Source organism: Corynebacterium sp. ACRPE (genome assembly GCF_022347435.1).
Lineage (GTDB): Bacteria > Actinomycetota > Actinomycetes > Mycobacteriales > Mycobacteriaceae > Corynebacterium > Corynebacterium tuberculostearicum_D.
In genome coordinates, this window is sequence record NZ_JAKRNA010000016.1 from 30184 (window position 1) to 52895 (window position 22712).

The following is a 22712-nucleotide window of genomic DNA, read 5'->3' on the forward strand; positions in this document are numbered from 1 at the left end:
AATCAGTAATTTTAAATAAGAAATAAAGTCGACGTGACGAAACGCGGGGCCGCATTGCCCTTCCTGAGAGAGGGCGGTGCAACCCCGCGTTGTCGACTGAACTTAGTCCTTTAACCCATCGGTTGGGCTAAAGGACTGCGCGAAGACGCTTAGTTCTTGACCATCTGACGCAGAACGTACTGCAAGATGCCGCCGTGGCGGAAGTAGTCAGCCTCACCCGGGGTGTCGATGCGGACGTCAGCATCGAACTCCACGGCCTCGCCGGATTCCTTGGTAGCGGTTACGTGGACGGTCTTCGGGATGGAGCCATCGTTGAAGGCGGAGATGCCCTCGATGTCGAAGGTCTCCGTACCATCCAGGCCCAAGGACTCGTGGGACTCGCCCTGCGGGAACTGCAGTGGGATAACGCCCATGCCAATCAGGTTGGAACGGTGGATACGCTCGAAGGACTCAGTGATAACAGCCTTCACACCAAGCAGGTTGGTGCCCTTAGCTGCCCAGTCGCGGGAAGAGCCAGTACCGTACTCCTTACCAGCAATGACAACGAGCGGAATGCCGGCTTCCTTATAGTTCTGGCAAGCATCGAAGATGAAGGCCTGCGGGCCGCCTTCCTGGGTGAAGTCACGGGTGTAGCCACCGGTGACGTCGACCAGCTGGTTGGCCAGGCGAATATTTGCGAAGGTACCGCGCATCATAACCTCGTGGTTACCGCGACGGGAGCCCAGGGAATTGTAGTCCTGGCGGGCAACGCCGTTTTCATCGAGGTACTGCGCAGCCGGAGTGCCCGGCTTAATAGCGGAAGCAGGGGAGATGTGGTCAGTGGTGACGGAATCGCCCAGCTTTGCCAGCACGCGTGCGCCCTTGATGTCTTCAACCGGGTTCGGCTCGGTAGGCATGCCGTCGAAGTAAGGAGCCTTGCGGATGTAGGTGGAATCCTCATCCCACTTGAAGGTCTCGCCCTCCGGCACGTCCAGGTTGCGCCAGGCATCGTCGCCCTTGAATACGTCGGCGTAGTCAGCCTCGTACATCTCGCGAGAGATAGCGGACTGGATGGTGTCCTCAATCTCCTGCGGGGATGGCCAAATGTCCTTCAGGAAGACATCGTTGCCTTCCTTATCCTGACCCAGCGGCTGTGCATCAAAGTCAAAGTCCATGGTGCCGGCGATGGCGTAGGCGATGACCATGATTGGAGAAGTCAAGTAGTTCATCTTGACATCCGGGGAGATACGACCCTCAAAGTTGCGGTTACCGGAAAGGACCGCGGTCGCAGCGAGGTCATTCTCGTTGATGGCTGCAGAAACCTCGTCCGGCAGTGGGCCGGAGTTACCAATACAGGTGGTGCAGCCGAAGCCGGAGAGGTAGAAGCCCATGGCTTCGAGGTCCTTCCACAGGTCTGCACGCTGGAAGTAGCCATCAACAACCTGGGAGCCAGGAGCACAGATGGTCTTAACCCATGGCTTGGACTGCAGACCCTTTTCTGCTGCCTTACGGGCGATAAGGCCTGCGCCCACCATGACGGATGGGTTAGAGGTGTTGGTACAGGAAGTAATGGAGGCAATGGCAACCATGCCGTGGTCCAAGGTGAACTCGCCACCGTTTTGGGACTCAACGGTAATCGGGTTGGAGTGGCGGCCCTTCGCGCCAGTAGCCGAGGACTCGCCGTGACCCTCACGAGCCTTGTTCAAGCCGCCGGTGACGTCCTCCATAGCTGGGGCGCCGCCTTCTGCGGACATGCGCTTTGCCTCGACAGAGGATTCGTCAACGCAAACCTCGTCGGTGGTGTAGTTAGCCAGATCCTTGCGGAACTGCTCCTTGGCCTCGGTCAGCAGGATGCGGTCCTGCGGGCGCTTCGGGCCGGCAATGGAAGGAACAACGGTGGACAGGTCCAGCTCGAGGTACTCGGAGTACTTTGCCTCTGGAGCGTCCTCCTCCAGCCACATTCCCTGTGCCTTGGCGTAGGCCTCGACGCGGTCGATCTGCTCCTGCGGGCGGCCGGTGAGCTCGAGGTACTTGGTGGTCTCCTCGTCAATCGGGAAGATCGCAGCGGTGGAACCGAACTCAGGGGACATGTTGCCGATGGTGGCGCGGTTTGCCAGCGGGACAGACTTAACACCGTTGCCATAGAACTCAACGAACTTCTGAACAACGCCGTGCTCGCGCAGCATCTCGGTGATGGTAAGAACGACGTCGGTTGCAGTAACGCCGGTGGGAATCTCACCGGTCAGCTTGAAGCCTACGACCTTCGGGATGAGCATGGATACCGGCTGGCCGAGCATGGCAGCCTCTGCTTCGATGCCGCCGACGCCCCAGCCCAGAATGCCCAGGCCGTTTTCCATGGTGGTGTGGGAGTCGGTGCCGATACAGGTATCCGGGTAAGCAAGGCCCTCGTTGTCGAATACAACGCGAGACAGGTACTCGATATTTACCTGGTGGACAATGCCGGTTCCCGGAGGAACTACGCGGAAATTGGAGAAGTTCTCAGCACCCCAGCGCAGGAACTGGTAGCGCTCTTCGTTGCGCTGGTACTCGATTTCAACGTTCTTTTCCAGCGCATCGGTAGAGCCGAAAGCCTCAACGATGACGGAGTGGTCAATGACCATTTCGGCCGGGTTGAGAGGGTTAACCTGATCTGGGGTACCACCCAGTGCGGAGACGGCCTCACGCATGGTGGCGAGGTCAACAACGCAAGGAACACCGGTAAAGTCCTGCATGAGGACGCGCGCTGGGGTGAACTGGATTTCGGTGTCCGGCTCTGCCTCCGGATCCCAGTTTGCCAAGGCGTTAATGTGATCCTTGGTTACGTTCTTGCCGTCCTCGTTACGCAGCAGGTTTTCTGCCAGCACCTTGAGGGAGTAAGGCAACTTCTCCAAGCCGGAGACGGTGTTGATGTCAAAGTAGTCATAAGACTTGCCGTTGACGTCAAGGGTCTTCTTGGCCTCGAAGGAGTTCAAGCTTTCAGTCACAGGGAGCTCCATTCCTTGTTAATAAACAGTGTGTTCTGTTTGGTACTCGCCGCCTTTCGTCACAGCGGGGCAGTGCTCAGCGTCAACGGTCACGAGTGTGACTCGACGCGACCATGGGGCCTGCTGTGTTGAAGGCGACAAAGAACGCGATGGTTCACCTAGATATTGTAGAGGCTAAAACCTTCGGTCGCTGCCATTGTAACAGTACAAGCGTTCTGTTTTCACCTTTTTGAGAAATTCGGCGAGTTGAGGGGATGGACGTCTGTGGCCCGCCCGTATCTTGGGGGAGAAGAAGTTTAGGAGCCCTATATATAAGGAAGAGATACACATGGTTCCCGCGGGCGTAGATGTAGCTGATTTGGCAGGCCAGCTGGAAGAGGACGGCGTGGCCTACACGTCCCCAACGCTCAGCCAAGATGCACAGCTCAACGCGGAGGTAGCTCAAGGCTTGCGAGACGGTGACGGAGTGGCCGTGGTTGATGTGGTGGCTGATCGTACACCTGATGTCCGTGACATTGCCCAAGAGCTCCAGGATGCGACAGGTTTAAACACCGTCATCGTACAAACCCCTCGCCATGTTTCTTCCGTTAGTGACACTTATAGCCGCGCTGACATTGAGTCGGTACAGGCGCAGATCGCGCCTGGGGCTAACCAAGTAGACCTTCTGTCTGAGTACTACAGGGGGCTAGACCAAATCAGCTTCCCGGTCGGCGCAGTGGTGGGGGCAGTTGCCGTAATCGCCGTGATTGTATTGGTTGGCTCTTTCCTAGCGGCCGGCCGTCGCAAGCCCTAATAGTTGAAGAGGATCTACGGAAGCTGAGGGTGCGAGCCGGCCAGTAATGAAAGCCGGGCGAGAAGCGTGGAACATGGCCTTCCAGAATTCGACAAATAGTACCTGAAAATTAAGTTTGTTCGAGAAAGTATCGCGTTAGAGGGTGAAACTTTTGCGAGCCTTTGATGCGCGGAAAATTCGGGCAACTGTCCCGAAGGCGTGTACTGAAGAACTCCGGGCGAATGTGGATGACGCAGTTTCGTTCACTCACGGGGTGCCGGGAGAGTCGGTTGCGGATTGGGGAGGCAGAAGTTCGGCCTGGACTTAGCGTGAGCCGGATGCCTAATTGGGGATCGTGGATGGGGCGGGGGAGTGGTCAAAGTAAACCCTTAGGGGTTGACATCCGGTGGGGGAGTGGTTCAGTTGTCCTGGTCGTGGTCAGACTCGGGGTTGGTAGAGCGTATGGGACTCCGGTTTGATAGTGATTAAAGTCACAATAACGGGACGGTAACAAAATCATTGCAGGTTAGGTGCACATGTTGAGTCATGTGAATTAACTTGACTCACGTGAATTGCGGGAAAATTGTGCGAAACGGGCGTGTCGTGACGTAAGGTTCGGGTGTCGACTCAGGAGACATTTCTTGCTTCCTGGGTTCATGGGCTTAGCCTTGACTGTCACGAGAGAACTCGCACGGGTATGTGGGGAAGCACGCCTCGAGCGAAAGTTAGAACGTCGAGTGGCCGTTCTTGGAAGTCAATGAACCGGGACCTTTCGATAGCGATTGGGAACGCAGGCAAAGAACTTGAGCGATTACAATGTTCGAAAAATTACACATCAACCCACCTTCCGTTTATGAGGTGAGACGGGTTCATTAGAACTCCACCGTGTGGAAATTTTGGTGCGAACCTTTATATGGCTAAGGCTGAAAGCCTGTTGTTGCAGAAGGTGCGTACGGAGAGGTCCATAGGGATAGGGTCTGGGAACGCCGAATCACTCCACAAGGGTCAGCTTCGTGCGGCCTGTTCATGGTTTGTGGCTGCTTGCCCTCGACGGCTCGGTAGTACTAAAAGGCTAGACCTTTTGGGTTCCGGTCGGCGCCGCGGCGAGGTCTGCCAGAACCCGTAGAGCAGTTCTCACGGTGCTCAGTGCAACGAAGACGTGATCGGGGCATACGGAATCGCGGGTTGTTAGACGCATCCTGGAGCGTATGTCGCGCACAGCGAAGAATAGAAGTGGATTTCGCAGTCGTGGGAATTTGTTTGAACAGAGAATAGTTGTAGACCATTTGTGGCCGACTTGTCGGACTCACGCAAGTAGACTTTTAGGCTCTCTTGTCGGAGCACTAGTTGGCTGGATATCGCTGTTGTGGGGAAACAGTAGCGGTTAGAGTCATCCAGTATCGGCGCAGCAATCGTCCTCAACTCTCTCTAGTTCCAACATGAAAGCCCTAAGTCTGCTGAGCGTCCACAGAATGTGCACACCCGGAGTGAAGTCTCAGCCAATGTAGGCAGTCCAATACCAGTTACCGCTCTAGTGTCTGCGGGCGCTAGGGGATAGTTTCGCGTAGCTATAGATATCTAGTCGAAGCGATTTCCTAGGCCACCCAATAAGGCATGCGATAACGCCTGTGTTTGTGCGAAATATGCAGGCGGGGAGCCCGGGCATACCTATGTCCGGAGGTCTTCGTGGACTCTCACAAAAGGAGCAGGGTGGGCCCAAACTAGGAGTATTTCAGTGGCCACCATTCGCCTTCCGCGCATTCGACATGTTCGCGCTTTCATTGCTGCAGTAGCAGGTACCGCAGCCATTTCAACACTTTCCACCGTAGCCCCAGCAGGCGCCGATGAAGTATCGACGCCAAATCCGGGTTCGGTCCAGGACCAAGAGTCAGACCACGTAGCAATTGACCGTGCGGTTGCCAATGCAGATTCGCTGCAGGCCGCTGTGGAGGAGTCCCGGGCAGAGCTAGGTCGCGCGGAAGCAGATGTTTCCGGAGCGGAAGACCGTATTGCTCAGATCCGAACCCAATTGGAACAAGTGAACGGCGAGCCGGGCACTAATGAAGAGTACGTTGCCAGCTTGGAAGATGAGCTGCGCCAGGCCGGTGAGGAAAAGCGAGAAGCCGAGAATCGGGTTGCGCAGGAGCGTCGGGAGCTGGCCCAGAATGAAGCGCGACTAAACGCTACCCAAAGGTTTGCGGAGGCCACTTTTGCCCGCCAGCAGCAGGCTGCGCCCCAAGAGGAGGCAGCAAGCGGGATGCAGCTCTCGCAGCAGGATTCTCTTCCAACCTCGCCAAATCAAGTTGATAATCTTGATTCTGCAGCTCCGGCTAACGCCTTTACGGTCAATTCTGAAGACTTGACTTCCGAGGACAAGTCTCAGGGCTTTACGGATGAGGTAGTAGATCGGGGATCGCTTGAGGCTCCTGGCAGTGCGGACGTTGCCGATAATCCGGAGGCTCCATCCGTTGCTGAGCAGGATAAGACTACTCCAGAAGCGGACTTTGGAAACGCCCTCAACAAGGGTGCTACTCCGACGTTCCAGAACGTCGATTTCGGCACTGGGTCCTCTGTTAACGATGCGCTCGGACTTGCGAATGATATCGCTGCAGCCGTTGATGAGGACGATGTGCGCACCCTCATGCAGGGCTCTTCTGACTTGCTTGGTTTGGGCAGTCCGAACACTGCACCTGCCGCCAATGTTGATGCTCCCGAATTGGATGAGGTAACTGAGTCCGAGGAAACCACCACTGGTGCAGACGCGGGCCGAGACGCTCAGATCGAGGCCGTGATTTCTCGCGCTGAGTCTCAGGTCGGCGTCCCTTATGTGTGGGGTGGCGGCGATAATAATGGTCCAACCGGCGGTCTTCGAGACGGTGGCGTGGCTGATTCCTTCGGCGACTTCGGCCAGTCTGGCTTCGACTGCTCGGGACTAGTTAAGTATGCCTACGCGGCAGCCGGCCTGGACCTTCCTCACTACACTGGTGCGCAGTACCAGCAGGGCAAGAAGATTCCTCGCGAGAACGCACAGCGTGGTGACCTTATCTTCTACGGAGCTGGTGGAAGCCAGCACGTAGCTATCTACCTAGGCGACGGCCAAATGATTGAAGCGCCACAGTCTGGTCAGACTGTTTCAGTAGTCCCAGTACGCTGGGGTGGCGCTACTCCGGATGTCGTGCGCCTTCTCTAATCTCCAACTTTTGGTTGGTATGGTTTAGGGCATGACTGACGCACAACAGAATGCCCAAAACTTCGACGCCCTCCTCGTTCTTTCTTTCGGTGGCCCGGAAGGAAACGAGGAGGTCGTTCCTTTTTTGGAGAACGTTACCCAAGGTCGAGGTATCCCTCGCGAGCGGCTAGAAGTGGTGGGCGAGCATTATTACCACTTCGGAGGGGTAAGTCCGCTCAATGCACTTAACCGAGAAATCATCGATCATGTCGAAGGGGAGCTGAAAAAACGCGGACATAATCTACCTGTCTACTTTGGCAATCGAAATTGGCATCCCTTTGCCGGCGAGACTGCGGAGAAGATGTCTCAGGACGGGGTGCGCAAGGTAGCCGTCTTCGCTACCTCTGCATGGGGTGGGTACTCCGCATGCCGGCAATATGATGAGGATATTCAGCAGATGCGCGAGCATCTGGCGGAGCAGGGTTTGCCGGACATTGAATTTACTAAGATTCGCCAATTCTTCGATCATCCGAAGTTCGTGGTCGAAATGGCAGCCGCCGTCACAGAGGTCTGGGGACAGGTTCCGGAAGAAAAGAAGGAATCCACTCGCATGCTGTTTACCGCCCATTCGGTTCCCGTCGCGCACGATAACGTGGGCGGTGTGGAAGGCGATAAAAACCTTTACTCCCGCCAGGTAGCAGAGGCGTCGCGGTTGGTGGCGTCGCAGGCAGGTATTTCTGACTACGACCTCGTATGGCAGTCACGTTCGGGCAACCCACGCACTCCGTGGCTCGAGCCAGACATTGTTGATCACACCACAGATATTCACCATAACGAAGGTATCGACACGGTAGTGGTGTGTCCGATTGGCTTCATCTCTGATCATATGGAGGTTATCTGGGATCTCGATTCCGAGCTGCAGAAGGCGGCAGACGAGATGGGTGTCAAGGTCCTGCGCACCCGGACAGCGGGTCCGACTCCACGGTTTGCGGAGATGGTCGTTGATCTCATCGATGAACTAGAGCAGGGCCGCGAGTGGGAGACCACCGGCAGTGTCACGGTGCAAGGGTGCACGGTCAATGGTGCGCCGTGCGCAGCGGGGTGCTGCGATATCTGGTCCCATTAACGGGCAAATTCTCCAAGCGCATAAGACACGCCCGTCATGCGGGCCTGGCGGATGTGGCGCCACAAGCGAAGCAATTGTGGATCAAGGCTGTGGTCATTGATGCGGTCAGTGACGGTTTCGATGATCGCGGCTACTCGGTCGACTCGGGCAAAGAGCTTGGCTGCCCGGGCTGGCGTTGAGCGGGGAAGGCCGGGCGTGTCATAGAAGTCGCTCAGGGTTCCCACGGTGAGGCGGGGGTTGGGCAAAGCCTCGGTGCTATACCCGGTTGCGGCGATGAGATCGGCGGACTCATTGGTTGCTTGAGAGAGGAGTGCGTCGGCTTCACCGGGGCTTAGCCAGGCGGGCGCGGGGAGCTGCTGCTTTTCGACGACCACTTGCCACGCTGTATGGCTGTGGTGAATGTGGGCGATGAGGACTAAGTTACGCAAGGGATCATTGGTACGAACTATGATTGCCCCGGCAGAACTTTGTGCGGCCGCGCGATAAGACTCCGATCCTGCCGGCAATGCAGGCGGCTCGCCTGGCCCGGACAGTGCGAGGCGCACAATAGGCTCTGCACGTACACCGCGATGAGCCGTAAGCTCGGAGGTCTCCGCGCGCAGCATGGCTAGCAGATCGACGAAGGGGGATTCGTCCCAGCATTCTGGACGTCCGCCAAGCTCAGTAAGCGCGTCCAGCAAGTCATCGGTGGTTTCATGTCCCCATAGCCACGAGCCAAGCCAGACGGCGGTGTTTTGTAAAGGTGACCATACTTCGGCGCGCATATCCATGGCGAGCCAGTCTAGTAGATAGACTAACGGGCCATGAGTTTTAATCCTTATGGCGGAGATATTTTTGCTGGCCACTCGCGGTCGAAGCCGCGCCAGTACCCGGAAGTACCAGCCGAGCCCGGAATGGTAGTGGAAGTGCGCGGCGATGACTTTGTGGGGGCTGTTATGGGCGTGGACAAAACCGTTTTCGGTGAGGTGGTACGCCTTGAGGATCGCCACGGCGTAGAACGGGTCTTTAACCTGGTCAAAGGCGGGTTCCTAGTGGAAGGCAAGCCAGTAACGCTTACCCGGTACGTCGAAAAGCAGGCTCCCCGCAAGTCCAACTCCGGCTCCCGCCGCGTAGAAAACGTGGAGGCTAAGGTTGCCGCGCCATCGCGAATTTGGGTAGAAGGCGTGCATGATGCCGCCATTGTGGAAAAAGTGTGGGGTCACGACCTGCGTGTGGAAGGCGTGGTAGTCGAATACCTCGAGGGCTTGGACAACTTGGAGGCGCGCCTCGCAGAGTTTCAGCCAGGGCCGGGCCGCAGGGTCGGCGTACTGGCCGATCACTTGGTTCAAGGCTCCAAGGAAACCCGCTTAACGGAAACCGTGGGAGAGCATGTCCTGGTAACTGGACACCCCTTCATCGATATCTGGGCGGCGGTAAAGCCGCAGCGCGTTGGCCTGAGTGAATGGCCAGATGTTCCCTACGGCGAGGATTGGAAGACCGGTATTTGCCGCCGCGTAGGGTGGAGCGACCCGAAGGATGGGTGGCGTCATGTCTATAACGCCGTACATTCCTTCCGCGACCTAGACTCCAGCTTGATCGGCGCCGTGGAGCGCCTCGTGGACTTCGTTACTACACCTGAGTTGAGCAAGTCCGACTTGCTCTAGGGGCGGGCGAGGTTGGCGCGTTCAATTAGGTTGACGGCCAACTGCCATCCCGCCATCTCCGCGCTCCAGCCGGCTGCCTGGAGGCGTTGTGACATGGCTTGCTTGGAAATTCCCAGCTCTTCGGCGGCCTCATTCTGGTTGAGCCCTGCGCGGACAAGCGAGGTTGCTTCGCGGCCTTCGATGGTGCGCTTGTGGAGAACGTACCCAAGTAGGGCAAAGGTGGCCGCGATATCGCTCGCCTCCGAAGCGCGGCCGCGTTTATTGAGTTTGGCGTAGACCTGCCCCATGCGGGCGGACTTCCGCAATGCGGCGGTTGCTACCTGGCGCGCGCCTTCCTCATCTTCTTGGTTTCCGGGACTAATGCCGATGCCGATGGCCCAGTCGCCGTCGGCAAGCAAAGCCATGACCACGTCGCACACGGCAGTTGCTGAATCTACTACGGCGCAAATATCTTCCACGCCGAGCACGTGGAACTCGCCCACACCATTGAGGGTGGATAGCGCCGTTGCAGAGCGTTGGACCAACTCTGCGCGACGCACGGAGCGGCCCCGGTAGCGAGCGTGGACAGCAAGCACAGAAAATCCTCCTTAAGGAACCAATTGCGAAATAGTCTACCGCTCGTACTTGACTTATGGGCGAGTGGGTAGACGTGAATCCATATACAGCCCGCCCATACCGATGGTGGCAAAAGCCACCATGGCGATAATGATGCCGGGCGAGGAGTGGCCTGTGAGGGCATCGCCGAAGAAGACGCCGAGGGCAGTAGTCGGGATGGAACCGAGGAGAGTGGCCACGGTGAAATGGCTAAGCTTCACGGGTGTTAGTGCGGCAACATAATTCAAGAGACTGAAGGGGACGCCGGCCACCATTCGCAGCGAAGCGATGGCCAGCCAGCCGCGCCGCTCTAAGTGGGCATTGATTTTAAACACTGCGGGGTGGGTTAGGTGCGGGCGGATCCAGTCTCCAAGGAGCGTGCGGACGATGAGGAGCGACAGGGCCGCTGACACCGTCAAGGCGCACAAGGAGAGGGCGAGGCCCTTCCATGGGCCAAAAAGTATTCCTGCGGCTACCGTCCAGAAGGTCCGTGGAAAGGGAAGCTGCGTAAATATGACATAACCTAGGGTGAAAAGGAGGGGAAACCACGCGCCATAGCGGGTGGAGGCGTCGCGAAGCTGGGACACGTCCGGCAGATCGAAGAAATAAAGGAGGGTGGCGCCGGCGACGATGGCGGCGAGGACGGTGATCCAACGCGGCATCGACCACTGGAGAATTGACCGCCAAGCGGATCGGGCGAGCGACATGAGGAAATGGCCGAAGCTGCGCGCCCAACTCAAAACTGTGGTCATGGGGGAGATCGTAGTCCTTGTGGGGGTACTGAATAGAAAAATCCGGCGGCTACCTCAGTGGTAACCGCCGGTCCGTGGTGCCCGAGGGGGGACTTGAACCCCCACGTCCGTTAATAGGACACTAGCACCTCAAGCTAGCGCGTCTGCCATTCCGCCACCCGGGCAGGGTGTTTATCAGCCTCTCGGCTGGGCACTCCGATACTGTATCCTGCTCGAGGCTTGCTTTACAAATCGCCTGCGTGTGGCGTGAAAAAGCTACCGTTGGCGGCGTGTGGAAATACATGGTTGTAAGTCTGGTTGGGGGCTTTCCGCGTGTGCGGCAAGTAATATGCAGGGCGCGGCGGGTACACCACATCGACAGCGGCTTGTGAGGTGGGGTACAAATGGGTCTATGACTTCTTACGCAGATGATTCCCGCTTTCCTGGTCCAGATCCTTACGCACCGCTGCGCGATGTCCCTTCCTTCGTTCTCTCGTCCACCGATGTGGTGGAAGGAGACGAGCTGCAGGAAAAGGTCCGCGCCCCAGAGAGCGTATCGCCTCAGCTTGCGTGGTCCGGACTGCCGGAAGGCACTAAGTCCCTGGCCGTGACCTGTTTCGACCCAGATGCGCCAACGGCTTCTGGTTTCTGGCACTGGGCAGCGTTCAATATCCCCGTCGAGGTAAGCGAGCTGCCTACCAATGCCGGTGCCGCCGAGGACTTGGGTATCGATGGCGTCATCAGCTTGCGCAACGACTCGGGCGAGCGCACCTACTTCGGCGCTAACCCGCCTGCCGGACACGCCCCGCACCGCTACCTCTATGCCGTCCATGCAGTCGACGTAGAAAAGCTCGACATCGACCCAGATGCTTCGCCGACCGTGCTTGGGTTCAACCTGCATTTCCACGCTCTTGGCCGCGCCATTTTGTGGGGCTGGTACGAGGCAAAGTAATGGCGAGTAGCTCTACTTCATCGCAGCCTAGTCCGCCGACGGCGCTGCGGGTGGGCGGCGCCTTCATGGTGGTCGCATTCGTGCTGGTGCTCTTTGCGTTAATCTCCGTTTTCACGGATGGGTGGGGCGCCGATTTCGAATGGACGTATTCCAAAGTGGCGATTATTGTCGCCGCGGTCATCGTCGGGGCCTTTAGCACCATGAGCAAAAGTCAGGCGGGAAGCCGCGCGCAAGTTGCAGCATTGGTGATCGCCATTGTGATCATTGCAGCAAGCCGCTTTGTGCCCGGCGATATCCTATTCACTCAACCACAGTTTTGGGTCGTGTTCTACGCCGGCTTCGCGGTGTTGTGCGCACTGGTTCTCAAGCGCAGCGCTATGGCGCAGACCTAGTCAGCACCGCAAAGACAAAGGGTCCGCCTACTTCCTCTGCGTGCAGCAGGAGAAGTAGGCGGACCTTGTGTTGTGCAACCTTGGTCTGGACTAATCCAAGGGCTTCCAGGGGAGGCCGGACCCTACGGCCTGGGAAATATTGCTCAAACCGTGGGCACGGATTTGAGCGGCAATGCCGCGGTGGATATCGCGGATCCAGTCCGGACCGCCGTAGATGAGACCTGTGTAGCCTTGCAGCAGGGAAGCACCGGAAGTGATGCGCTCCCATGCCTGTTCTGGCGTGGAGATGCCGCCCACGGAGATGAGGGTGAGCTGGCCGCCGACTCGCTCATTAAGGCGGCGCAGTACCTCTAGGGAGCGCTCAGCTACCGGAGGTCCAGATACGCCACCGGCACCCATCTCCTTTACCTCGGCGGCTGAGGTCTTGAGCCCCTCGCGGGAAATGGTGGTATTTGTCGCTACGATTCCGTCGAGGCCTAGTTCGAGGGCTAGGTCTGCCACGGCGTCAACGTCGGCATCGGAAAGATCTGGGGCAATTTTCACCAGCACCGGAACCGCGGTGCATTCTTGCACGGCGGAGAGAATAGGGCGCAGTGATTCCACTGCTTGCAGGTCGCGCAGGCCCGGGGTGTTCGGCGAGGAAACGTTGACCACCAAGAACTCTGCCAAATCGCCCAACACCGACGCGGAGCGGCGGTAGTCTTCCACTGCATGCTCGGCAGGGGTGACTTTGGTTTTGCCAATATTGATGCCAATGACATCGCTGTAGCGACGCTTGCGCAGGTTTTCCGCGGCGGCTGCCGCACCTTTATTGTTAAAGCCCATCCGGTTCAAGATGGCCTTATCGGCCTTCAGGCGGAAGAGCCGCGGAGCAGGATTGCCGGGCTGTGCTTGGGCGGTGACGGTGCCCAACTCTGCAAAGCCAAAGCCAATGGGAGCCCACGTATCAGCGGCCGCGGCGTTTTTATCAAACCCGGCGGCAAGTCCCAACGGGCGGGGGAATTCTACTCCGAAGACCTCTTGGCGCAGCACTGGATCGTTGACCGGCAGGATCTTTGCCAGGGCCCGGTTGGCTGGCCCGGCGGCTTGGAGTCCGCTGAGCGCAGTGTTGATAATCTCGTGGATGCGCTCCGGGCTCAGTGTGAACATGCCCCGCAAGGCAAGCTGGTAAGCCTGCGCGCGCAATTGGTCAATAGTGCTGGTCATGGTGTTAAGACTCCTTTTTCAGGTGCGGGGTGTCCACGAACTGCAGCCCGTGGCCGGTGGCGGAGGCGGCGACAAAGGTGCCGTCGCCAAGCAGGGCAATATTCTGCGCATCCGGCACGGTCGAGAGATCTGCGCGCAGCTCTGGTACGCCTTTGCCAATTTTATAGGCATAAGCCTTATTGGTATCGGTGGCGCTCACCCACGCTAGATTGCGCTTATTGTCCCAGGCTACGCCCCATGGGGCGCCCTCTACGTTGCCGTATTGATGCAGGCGGACGACGTCATCAGAGGTGTAGATGGCCAAGCGGCCGCCCTCGGTATCGGAGGCGAGGACCACGCCGTTATCGCCCACCGCGATGCTGCCGACTCCCTGGCCAACGCGCAGTCGGCCGCCCGCGCGATCATTCGTCCAGTCCACGTTTTGGATGGTGGAATCCTCTCGGTGGATGCGTACCACTCCGTCATCGCCTGAGGAATTGGGCACGGCCAATAGCTGGTCCGAGCCGGCTTCCACCTCGATATCACCGTCGCGCTTTCCGTCCTTATAGATGCCTACCGTGGTGGAATCGGCCGAGGTGGCAAAGATCTCGCCGCTGGATAGCTGGGTGGCGGCGGTAACGGGGGAGTCCTCCTCCATGTGGACCTCCTGGGGAGAATCCGGGGATGCAGGATCGATGAGGAGAACCTTATCCGGGCAGGCGAGGACGAAGCCCGACTCCGAAGAGCTAAGGTCACCACACTCTGCAGAAATGTTTAGCGAGGTAGCCTTCTCCCCTTCAAAATCCTTCTGGCTTCCGATGAGAAGCTCGTCCTTGGTGCGCACTGCCAGCGAGTCATCAAAGGCGGCAAGGTCAGTGATGTCTGCCTTAAGGTCGACCACGGTGCCTTCCGGATCCGCCTTAACCGGGGAGGCCGCTGGGGTGGCATTGCCCTTGACCGCGGTCTCTGGATCGGCGCCCACGCCCACGTCGGGCTGGCAGGCGGCCAACGCGGTGGCGCTCAGCGCCAGCAAACTGGAAAGGATAAGTGCGGAGCCAGGTTGAGATTTCACGGCTACTAATCCTAACAGCGCGCGTTGTAAAAACTCGAAGCCCAGCGCGGCTGTAGTGTGAAGCGGGTGATTTCTAATACCGCAACTGACGCTGTTTCTTGGGCGCAGGTCATTGTTTTGTCCATCGTGCAGGGGCTTACCGAGTTTCTTCCGGTAAGTTCCTCCGGTCACCTGCGCATTGTTTCCGAGCTTTTTTGGGGCAACGACGCCGGCGCGTCCTTCACCGCAGTTATCCAGCTGGGAACGGAGTTGGCTGTGCTGGTCTATTTCGCCCCAATGATTTGGCAGATTCTCTCCGGCTGGTTCCGCGGCTGGGCCGATAAGGCCTCTCGTGGCCAGGACTGGCGCATGGGGTGGATGGTCATCGTGGGTTCCATTCCCATCGGCATCATCGGCTACGCATTCGAGGATGCGATTCGCGGCGCCCTGCGCAACCTGTGGATTACCGCCGCAATGCTCATCCTTTTTTCCTTCGTCTTCATCGCCGCAGAAAAACTGGGTAAGAAGGAACGCAGTTTTGACCAGTTGACCATGAAAGACGCCATTATTATGGGCCTGTGCCAATGCTTGGCGCTCATCCCGGGTGTCTCCCGCTCCGGCGGCACCATTTCCGGTGGTCTATTCCTGGGACTGGACCGCGAGGTGGCTACTCGCTTTAGCTTCTTGCTCGCCATTCCAGCCGTGCTGGCTTCGGGGCTTTTCTCGCTTCCCGACGCCTTTTCTCCCGAATCCGGCCAGTCCGCCTCCGGTCTGCAGCTTCTCGTTGGCACCGGCATCGCCTTTCTACTGGGCTACGCCTCCATTGCGTGGCTGCTGAAGTTTGTGGGCAACCACTCCTTCTCTTGGTTTGCCGCTTACCGCATCCCGGTCGGCGTGCTCGTCATGATCCTCTTGGCATTGGGAGTCCTGCAGCCGCTCTAAGGCACGCCGCGTTAGTATGGTGGCTATGCATTCTTGGCCAACACCTTCCTTCCGTCCTGTGCCGGGTGATGCGGCACAGCTGCGCTTGTACGATTCTGCGAACCAAACCATCGCTCCCGTAGAGGTCGCAGGGGATACCGCCACCATGTACGTGTGTGGCATCACGCCCTATGACTCCACCCACTTGGGCCATGCCGCCACCTACCTGACCTTTGACCTTATCTACCGTGCGTTCCTGGATGCCGGGAAGAAGGTTCACTACGTCCAAAACATCACCGACGTCGATGATCCGCTATTCGAACGTGCCGAACGCGACGGTGTAGATTGGCGTGAGCTCGGCACTTCTCAAATTGATCTCTTCCGTTCCGATATGGAGCTGCTCTCCGTTTTCCCTCCGCAGGACTATATCGGCGCCATGGAAGCCGTCGATGAAATCGTGGAGATGGTGCAGAAGCTTCTCGACGCCGGAGCGGCCTACGTCGTAGACGACCCCGAGCACCCAGATATCTACGCCTCCATCGAAGCCACCGAGCACTTTGGTTATGAGTCCAATTACTCTGCCGAAGAGATGCGCACCTTCTTTGCCGAGCGCGGCGGCGACCCCGACCGCCCAGGGAAGAAGAATCCGCTCGACGCACTCATCTGGCGTGCCCACCGCGAGGGCGAGCCGGCATGGGATTCGCCCTTTGGGCCTGGCCGCCCAGGCTGGCATATTGAATGTTCCGCCATCGCCACCAACCGCTTGGGATCAACCTTTGATATCCAGGGTGGCGGCAGCGACCTGAAGTTCCCACACCATGAATTTTCCGCTGCCCACGCCGAGGCCGCCCTCAACGTTGATCGCATGGCACAGTTCTACGTGCATACCGGCATGATTGGCCTCGACGGGGTCAAGATGTCTAAGTCCTTGGGCAACCTCGTCTTCGTTCATAAGCTCGTCGGAGCGGGTGAGGATCCCTCCGCTATCCGCTTGGGCGTCTTCGCAGGCCATTACCGCAACGAGCGCGACTGGTCCGACGAGGTGCTCGACGGCGCTAAGCGCCGCCTCGCCGCATGGCGGGAGGCCCTTGAGCAACCGGGAAGCATGGCAGGGGCCGAAGAGGTCGTCGCCAAGCTGCGTGCCGCAATTGCGAACGACCTGGATACCCCGGCAGCGCTCGCTGCCGTGGATGAGTGGGCAGAGGCCGACCGTGGCACGGACGAGGACGGCGCGGCCGATTTGGTTCGCACCGCACTAAATTCGCTCCTCGGCGTGCGGGCTTAGGCAAGATAGGGCAGTATCTACAGCATGAGCATTCGCGCCGATTTCCAGCCCACCGTAGATGAGTTCATTAGTGACCTGAAGTCCTTCGCCACCGGCGATTACCTCAAGGAAGAGGAAAAGGAGTTTTGGGAGGCACCGTTTGACGCCAACGTCCTCCCAGAGCTGCGCGGCCACCTTGAGCAGATGCTCGATGGGCTGGATGCACTTCCGGACGATCCAGACGGACCACATTTGGTCACCGTCTTGTCCAAGACCGTTCGTAAGTTGGCAGATTTTAACCGCGCTCAGCACGATGCCGTTCTCGAGCCAGAGGAAAAGGAAGAGCTCTCTGAGCTTATCTATAACGCCAGCGCGGCCACCGGAGCAGACGACGAAGCCCTGTCGCAGATTCCGGAACTGGACTTTTAGTTCTGCCCCTTCCGCCTTAGCAAGTGCCAGCTGGTGTCAACTGCGCAGCTGGCACTTGCCGCCGTGTGCCCACAGCGTGAACGGCGAAAATATTTCCTTCCCGACAGAGAAAGCTAGCTTTATTCTCGTGCCGCACTCCACCGCCGCTTCCAGCCTGACTAAGCCCGCCGCCATCTTCTGGGATATGGATGGCACCCTCACCAATTCGGAGCCCCTCTGGGCGGAGGCAACATTTTATCTTTCAGAACTGCTGGGCAAACGGCTCACTCCCACCCAACGCCTAGCTACTGTGGGCGCGACCTTTGATACCACCCTGGCAATCTGTGCGGATAATGCGGAGGTGACGCTGCAACCCGGTGACAGCGAGCGTTACCGCGCCCGAATGTTCGACTACGTCAAAGGCCTTTTTGCTCGTCAGCTGGAGATCTTCCCGGGAATCCCTACACTGCTTGAGGAACTGAAAGCCGATGGGGTGCCCATGATGGTCACGACGAATACCGAGCGCAATGTCGCTGACGCTGCCATCACTGCGTTGGGGCGGGACTATTTCGTCGATACTATCTGCGGGGATGAGGTTCCCGCCGGCAAACCAGCGCCGGATATGTACCGCGAGGCCGCCCGACGCATCGGAGCAGATCCCGCGGATTGCTTAGTTTTCGAAGATTCCGCAACCGGCATGCGCGCCGCAGTCGATGCCGGCTGTGCGGTGATCGGACTGCCAGAAGATAACCAGGTTGAGATACCGCCAGAGGTCACCGAAATTTCTCGCCTCCGCGATTCGCGGCATCTCGCTGGGGCTAAGGCCACCGACGTATATGAGTGGTTCGCTAAGATTTCGGCGGGGCAGTAGAAATTTAGAGTTCCCCCTACATTCTTTAACTACCTGTGGAACAATAGGTAGGCGTGAAGAACTTTGAGACTCTTTTTGCCGAATTAGCCGAGAAGGCCGACCAGCGTCCAGCTGGTTCTGGCACCGTTGCCGCGCTAGATAAAGGCGAGCATTTCATCGGTAAAAAGATCATCGAAGAAGCCGGGGAAGTATGGATCGCCGCCGAATATCAGTCCGACGATGAGCTGGCAGAAGAAATGTCCCAGCTGCTTTATTGGACCCAGGTCATGATGCTCAAACGCGGGCTTACCCCTGAAGGCCTTTATAAGTACTTCTAGGTAACCCCCACAGGATGGAAGGATCCGCATGATCAAGATAGCTGTACCCAATAAGGGCTCGTTGTCAGAAGCTGCCGTGGAGATCCTTACAGAGGCCGGTTACAAGGGTCGCGGACATTCCAAGACGCTCAACGTAGTGGATTCCGATAACGGGGTCGAGTTCTTTTTCCTGCGGCCGAAAGATATCGCCATCTATGTCGCCCGCGGGGTCTTAGACCTAGGCATTACGGGCCGAGACTTGGCACTTGACTCTAAAGCGAGCTTTGATGAAGTGCTGCCTTTAGGCTTCGGTGGCTCCACGTTCCGGTACGCAGCCCCGCAGGGGGAGGAGTGGGATATCTCTCAACTGGCCGGGCGGCGGATCGCGACGTCGTACCCCAATCTTGTCCGCGCAAACCTCGCCACACATGGGATTGAGGCCGATGTTATTCGATTGGACGGCGCCGTAGAGATCTCCATCCGGCTAGGGGTTGCCGATGTTATGGCTGATGTCGTGTCAACTGGTACTACTTTGCGCCAGCAAGGGTTAGCACCATTCGGGGAGCCGATCATTGAATCCGAGGCGGTAGTCATTAAGCGCACGGGGGTAGAGGTCACTGAGGAAGAGCAGGTAGTGCTCGACCGCATTCAGGGAATTCTGCACGCCCGCACCTATCTGATGATCGACTACAACATCGCTCAATCCAACCTCGACGCAGCCGCTGGTATTACTCCAGGATTGACCGGTCCTACGGTGTCGCCTTTGGCCCGTGAGGACTGGGTGGCAGTGCGAGCGATGGTTCCGAAGAAGCAAGCTAACCAAGTCATGGACCGACTTTCCCAACTTGGAGCGGAAGCAATTTTGGCTTCCGATTTGCGCATCGCCCGCTTTTAGGGGGAGCAATTTCTCTGGGTCGGCCCAAATAGATTCAGTCGTGGCTAACATTAGCGCTTGAGGTTACTCATTCGAATATAAGTCTCGACAGGCAAAGGAGCCGAGCCATCATGGCAAAGTCCTCTAAGAAAGAAGAAAAGGACACCAAGTCTGCAGCAAAGGACGTGAAGAAGAAGGAAGCTGACACTTCCACTCACGCCGCACAGCAGAAGGTGGCCGAACAAAAGGCACCTAAGAACTCCAGCAAGAAGACTCGCACCGAGACCGACCTTCTTGGCTCTTTGGAGGTACCCGCTGACGCTTACTACGGTGTGCACACCGTACGCGCCATGGAGAATTTCCAGATTTCTTACGTGACCATCAACACCATCCCGCACTTCATTCGCGGAATGGTCCAGGTCAAGAAGGCGGCCGCCATGGCAAACCGCCGCCTGCACGTACTGCCCAAGAAGAAGGCTGAAGCCATCATCTGGGCCTGTGACCAGATCCTGGAAGAGGGTCGCTGCATGGATCAGTTCCCGCTGGACGTTTTCCAGGGTGGTGCTGGTACCTCGCTGAACATGAACACCAACGAGGTTGTGGCCAACCTCGCACTGGAGTACCTCGGTGAGGAGAAGGGCTCCTATGACATCATCAACCCGAATGATGATGTGAACATGTCCCAGTCCACCAACGATGCTTACCCGACCGGCTTCCGCTTGGGTCTGCACGCAGCAGTCGATCACCTCATTGAGCGCATGGATGGTCTGCGTGCCGCATTCCAGGTCAAGGGCAATGAGTTCCAGGACATCCTGAAGATGGGTCGTACTCAGCTTCAGGATGCGGTTCCGATGACCTTGGGTGATGAGTTCAAGGGCTTTGCCAATAACCTGAACGAGGAGCAGGCATTGCTGCGCGATGCCCAGCGCCGCCTACTCGAGATCAACTTGGGCGCAACCGCAATCGGCACCGGCGTGAACACCCCGGCTGGCTACCGTCACCAAGTCACCGCAGCCTTGTCTGAGGTTACCGGCCTGGAGATGAAGACCGCCCGCGATCTCATCGAAGCAACCTCTGACTGTGGCGCTTACGTGCTGCTGCACGCCACCATCAAGCGCGCAGCAATGAAGCTTGCCAAGATCTGTAATGACCTGCGCCTGCTGTCTTCCGGCCCGCGAGCTGGCCTGGCTGAGATTAATCTGCCAGCCCGCCAGGCTGGTTCCTCCATCATGCCGGGTAAGGTAAACCCGGTTATCCCGGAGGTTGTAAACCAGACCTGCTTCAAGATCTTCGGCAATGACCACGTCGTCACCATGGCCGCTGAGGCTGGCCAGCTGCAGCTCAACGTCATGGAGCCAGTCATCGGCGAAGCACTGTTCCAGTCCATTCGCATCATGGGCAACGCCGTCGATGCTCTGCGCGAGAAGTGCGTCACTGGCATTACCGCCAACGCGGATGTGTGCCGCGCCTACGTGGAGAACTCCATTGGTATCGTCACCTACCTGAACCCATTCATCGGCCACCACAATGGTGATCTGATTGCTAAGGAGTCCTTGGAGACCGGCAAGGGCGTTAAGGAACTCGTCCTGGAGAAGGGGCTGCTGGATGAAGCAACCTTGAATAAGGTTCTGTCCGTAGAAAACCTCATGCACCCAGAGTTCCGAGGCCAGCTCTTTATCGACGAGGACTAAGCCCACAACTCTTAAGGAGCAGCAGGGCATAGCGCCCGCGCAAAAGGCAACCCGCAGTCGCCGCCACTTTTACGTTACTGGGATGAAAAGCAGGCGGAGGCTGCGGGGATTTTGCATGATGGGGGAGCACCATTCGAATTAATCTTTTATGACCTTATACAGGAACAATGCACCGTAAAATACCGGTCACTTTATAGCGAAATCCTTAATTTATGTGGGAAGCAACACAAACAGGCATTTTAAATGAATAAATCACCACAGCGGGTGCAAAATAGAAGATGTTGAGGACGGCATGCACTCTTTATGGAGATGCGTGCCCATAGTTTGCATAGAGAGCGTATGGAGTACGTCCATGGTTATTGTTCATATAGTCATCGTTCTCGCCGCCATCGTTTTGGGCGCGAGAATTGGGTCAATTGGCATCGGTATGGCCGGCGGACTCGGTGTGTTGGCGCTGGGTCTCACCGGCGTTCCCATTACTAGGGAAGACATCCCCTTCGATGTCATTGGCATCATCATGACCGTCATCGCTGCTATCGCAGCAATGCAGCGAGCTGGCGGTATGGACTATCTGGTGCACATTGCGGAGAAGTTTCTGCGCAAAAACCCAAAGCGGATCACCTTCTACGCGCCAATTGTTACGTGGCTAATGACGGTTCTTGCCGGCACTGGTCACACAGCGTTTTCCACACTGCCTGTTATTGTCGAGGTGGCCAAAGAGGGTAAGGTTCGCCCTTCACGTCCGCTGTCCATCGCGGTAGTTGCCTCTCAGATGGCAATCTGTGCTTCGCCTATTTCGGCAGCTGTGGTGTTACTTGCTAGCCTGCTGGAGCCGACTGGGGTAGGCTACTTGCAGGTACTGGCGGTCGTAATCCCGGCAACATTCCTGTCTATCTTCCCAGCTGCCTGGATAGCCAATAAGTTTGGCAAAGAGCTTGAAGATGATCCGGTTTACCTGGAGCGCAAGGCACAAGGCCTGGTCAAGGAACCACTCGGTGCAGCGAACTTTTCGCCGCAGAAGGGTGCCAAGGCTTCTGTTCTCGTGTTCTTGGTAGCCATCGTCATCGTGATGGCGTGGGCCACCCTGACCTCGGAGCAGGTAGGTCTTATCGCTGAGCCGACCCTGCCACGCAATGAAGCCATTATGACGGTCATGCTCACCGCAGCCACCATCATCGTCATGGTGACGAAGGTCCCAGCGGGAGATGTTTTGAATACTCCGGTCTTTAAGTCCGGTATGTCCGCATGCATTTGTGTGCTGGGCGTGGCTTGGCTGGGCACCAGCCTCATCAACCACTACATGGACGATATTCAGTCTATGGCCGGCAGCATTATTGAGTCTTCGCCGTGGCTGCTCGCAGTGGTGCTATTCTTCGCTGCAGCGTTGCTGTATTCGCAGGCAGCTACGACCAAGGCTCTTATGCCGGCAGCCCTTGCTCTGGGAGTAAACCCCATTACCGCAATCGCTGCCTTCCCGGCGGTGTCTGCTCTGTTTATCCTGCCAACCTACCCAACGTTGCTGGCGGCAGTAGAAATGGACGATACCGGCTCGACTCGTATTGGCAAGGCCGTATTCAACCACCCATTCCTGATCCCAGGTACGGTCAGCATCGTGCTCTCGGTCCTCTTGGGCTATGCATTCGGTTTCGCCCTCCTATAACTAAAGGAAGATAAAACCAACCCTAGGGTGAACTGCTCCCCATTAGTTGGACTGAGAAATCAGTTGCCAACAACTAGTGGGGAGCATTTTCTTTGAGAGCACGTAGTTCGCTGAGTGAAGTTCAGCGTGAGCAGTTAGTGGAGCTTTTC

20 protein-coding genes and 1 tRNA gene are annotated in these 22712 nt (G+C 57.6%); 14 read left to right on the top strand and 7 right to left on the bottom strand.

Features of this window, described 5'->3' with window-relative positions:
• Nucleotides 1–149: 149 nt before the first annotated feature.
• Nucleotides 150–2963, bottom strand: a complete 2814-nt coding sequence (acnA, locus tag MHY13_RS08545) for an aconitate hydratase AcnA (protein WP_239282861.1) — start codon at nucleotides 2961–2963, stop codon at nucleotides 150–152.
• 328 nt (nucleotides 2964–3291) lie between these two features.
• Here acnA and MHY13_RS08550 point away from each other — a divergent pair, with 328 nt between their 5' ends.
• From MHY13_RS08550 to MHY13_RS08560, 3 genes are all read left to right on the top strand, one after another.
• The gene (locus MHY13_RS08550; protein ID WP_204609022.1) at nucleotides 3292–3756 is read left to right on the top strand and encodes a DUF6676 family protein; all 465 of its coding nucleotides are present in this window, start codon (nucleotides 3292–3294) and stop codon (nucleotides 3754–3756) included.
• A 1714-nt stretch (nucleotides 3757–5470) separates the two neighbouring features.
• Nucleotides 5471–6925, top strand: a complete 1455-nt coding sequence (locus tag MHY13_RS12285; RefSeq protein ID WP_239228799.1) for an NlpC/P60 family protein — start codon at nucleotides 5471–5473, stop codon at nucleotides 6923–6925.
• Between the two features lie 31 nt (nucleotides 6926–6956).
• On the top strand, nucleotides 6957–8030 hold the full coding sequence (locus MHY13_RS08560) for a ferrochelatase (RefSeq protein ID WP_239282863.1): 1074 nt from the start codon (nucleotides 6957–6959) through the stop codon (nucleotides 8028–8030).
• On the opposite strand, the gene MHY13_RS08565 is transcribed toward MHY13_RS08560, so the two are convergent.
• Entirely contained in the window at nucleotides 8027–8800 is a 774-nt protein-coding gene (locus tag MHY13_RS08565; RefSeq protein WP_239282864.1) for a hypothetical protein, read from the bottom strand. The genes MHY13_RS08560 and MHY13_RS08565 overlap by 4 nt on opposite strands.
• Before the next feature lie 33 nt (nucleotides 8801–8833).
• Between MHY13_RS08565 and MHY13_RS08570 the strand changes: the two genes are divergently transcribed.
• A complete protein-coding gene (locus tag MHY13_RS08570) occupies nucleotides 8834–9673 on the top strand; it encodes a DUF3097 domain-containing protein (RefSeq protein WP_239282865.1) in 840 nt (279 codons plus the stop codon).
• On the opposite strand, the gene MHY13_RS08575 is transcribed toward MHY13_RS08570, so the two are convergent.
• The 3 genes from MHY13_RS08575 to MHY13_RS08585 form a co-directional block, all read right to left on the bottom strand.
• Nucleotides 9670–10248 carry a MarR family transcriptional regulator gene (locus MHY13_RS08575; RefSeq protein ID WP_239282866.1) on the bottom strand — a complete coding sequence of 193 codons (579 nt, stop codon included), beginning with the start codon at nucleotides 10246–10248 and terminating at the stop codon, nucleotides 9670–9672. The genes MHY13_RS08570 and MHY13_RS08575 overlap by 4 nt on opposite strands.
• Before the next feature lie 54 nt (nucleotides 10249–10302).
• Nucleotides 10303–11019 carry a TVP38/TMEM64 family protein gene (locus MHY13_RS08580; protein WP_239282867.1) on the bottom strand — a complete coding sequence of 239 codons (717 nt, stop codon included), beginning with the start codon at nucleotides 11017–11019 and terminating at the stop codon, nucleotides 10303–10305.
• A 75-nt stretch (nucleotides 11020–11094) separates the two neighbouring features.
• Nucleotides 11095–11183, bottom strand: a tRNA-Leu gene (locus MHY13_RS08585).
• A gap of 227 nt (nucleotides 11184–11410) precedes the next feature.
• Between MHY13_RS08585 and MHY13_RS08590 the strand changes: the two genes are divergently transcribed.
• Complete coding sequence (locus tag MHY13_RS08590; RefSeq protein ID WP_239228794.1) at nucleotides 11411–11950, top strand: YbhB/YbcL family Raf kinase inhibitor-like protein; 540 nt, start codon at nucleotides 11411–11413, stop codon at nucleotides 11948–11950.
• Nucleotides 11950–12342: a hypothetical protein gene (locus MHY13_RS08595; protein ID WP_239282868.1), complete on the top strand. Its 393-nt coding sequence runs from the start codon at nucleotides 11950–11952 to the stop codon at nucleotides 12340–12342. The genes MHY13_RS08590 and MHY13_RS08595 overlap by 1 nt, the downstream gene beginning before the upstream one ends.
• A gap of 90 nt (nucleotides 12343–12432) precedes the next feature.
• Here MHY13_RS08595 and MHY13_RS08600 read toward each other — a convergent pair whose 3' ends face one another.
• Together MHY13_RS08600 and MHY13_RS08605 are read right to left on the bottom strand one after the other, a co-directional pair.
• The gene (locus tag MHY13_RS08600; protein ID WP_239228792.1) at nucleotides 12433–13548 is read right to left on the bottom strand and encodes a quinone-dependent dihydroorotate dehydrogenase; all 1116 of its coding nucleotides are present in this window, start codon (nucleotides 13546–13548) and stop codon (nucleotides 12433–12435) included.
• A 4-nt stretch (nucleotides 13549–13552) separates the two neighbouring features.
• Nucleotides 13553–14599 carry a hypothetical protein gene (locus tag MHY13_RS08605; protein WP_239228791.1) on the bottom strand — a complete coding sequence of 349 codons (1047 nt, stop codon included), beginning with the start codon at nucleotides 14597–14599 and terminating at the stop codon, nucleotides 13553–13555.
• Between the two features lie 66 nt (nucleotides 14600–14665).
• On the opposite strand from MHY13_RS08605, the gene MHY13_RS08610 reads away from it, so the two are divergent.
• The 8 genes from MHY13_RS08610 (at nucleotide 14666) to MHY13_RS08645 (ending at nucleotide 22563) form a co-directional block, all read left to right on the top strand.
• A complete protein-coding gene (locus tag MHY13_RS08610) occupies nucleotides 14666–15520 on the top strand; it encodes an undecaprenyl-diphosphate phosphatase (RefSeq protein WP_239228790.1) in 855 nt (284 codons plus the stop codon).
• Between the two features lie 25 nt (nucleotides 15521–15545).
• Nucleotides 15546–16784: a cysteine--1-D-myo-inosityl 2-amino-2-deoxy-alpha-D-glucopyranoside ligase gene (gene mshC, locus MHY13_RS08615; protein ID WP_239282869.1), complete on the top strand. Its 1239-nt coding sequence runs from the start codon at nucleotides 15546–15548 to the stop codon at nucleotides 16782–16784.
• 24 nt (nucleotides 16785–16808) lie between these two features.
• On the top strand, nucleotides 16809–17192 hold the full coding sequence (locus tag MHY13_RS08620) for a hypothetical protein (RefSeq protein WP_204609050.1): 384 nt from the start codon (nucleotides 16809–16811) through the stop codon (nucleotides 17190–17192).
• A 184-nt stretch (nucleotides 17193–17376) separates the two neighbouring features.
• Nucleotides 17377–18042 carry an HAD family phosphatase gene (locus MHY13_RS08625; protein ID WP_239193958.1) on the top strand — a complete coding sequence of 222 codons (666 nt, stop codon included), beginning with the start codon at nucleotides 17377–17379 and terminating at the stop codon, nucleotides 18040–18042.
• 53 nt (nucleotides 18043–18095) lie between these two features.
• A complete protein-coding gene (locus MHY13_RS08630; RefSeq protein WP_239228788.1) occupies nucleotides 18096–18359 on the top strand; it encodes a phosphoribosyl-ATP diphosphatase in 264 nt (87 codons plus the stop codon).
• A gap of 28 nt (nucleotides 18360–18387) precedes the next feature.
• Nucleotides 18388–19233 (top strand): ATP phosphoribosyltransferase, encoded by an 846-nt coding sequence (gene hisG, locus MHY13_RS08635; RefSeq protein ID WP_239282870.1) that lies wholly within the window; start codon nucleotides 18388–18390, stop codon nucleotides 19231–19233.
• Nucleotides 19234–19343: 110 nt separating this feature from the next.
• Nucleotides 19344–20903: an aspartate ammonia-lyase gene (gene aspA, locus MHY13_RS08640; RefSeq protein ID WP_239282871.1), complete on the top strand. Its 1560-nt coding sequence runs from the start codon at nucleotides 19344–19346 to the stop codon at nucleotides 20901–20903.
• 352 nt (nucleotides 20904–21255) lie between these two features.
• A complete protein-coding gene (locus MHY13_RS08645; protein ID WP_239282872.1) occupies nucleotides 21256–22563 on the top strand; it encodes an anaerobic C4-dicarboxylate transporter in 1308 nt (435 codons plus the stop codon).
• The last annotated feature ends 149 nt before the right edge of the window (nucleotides 22564–22712 follow it).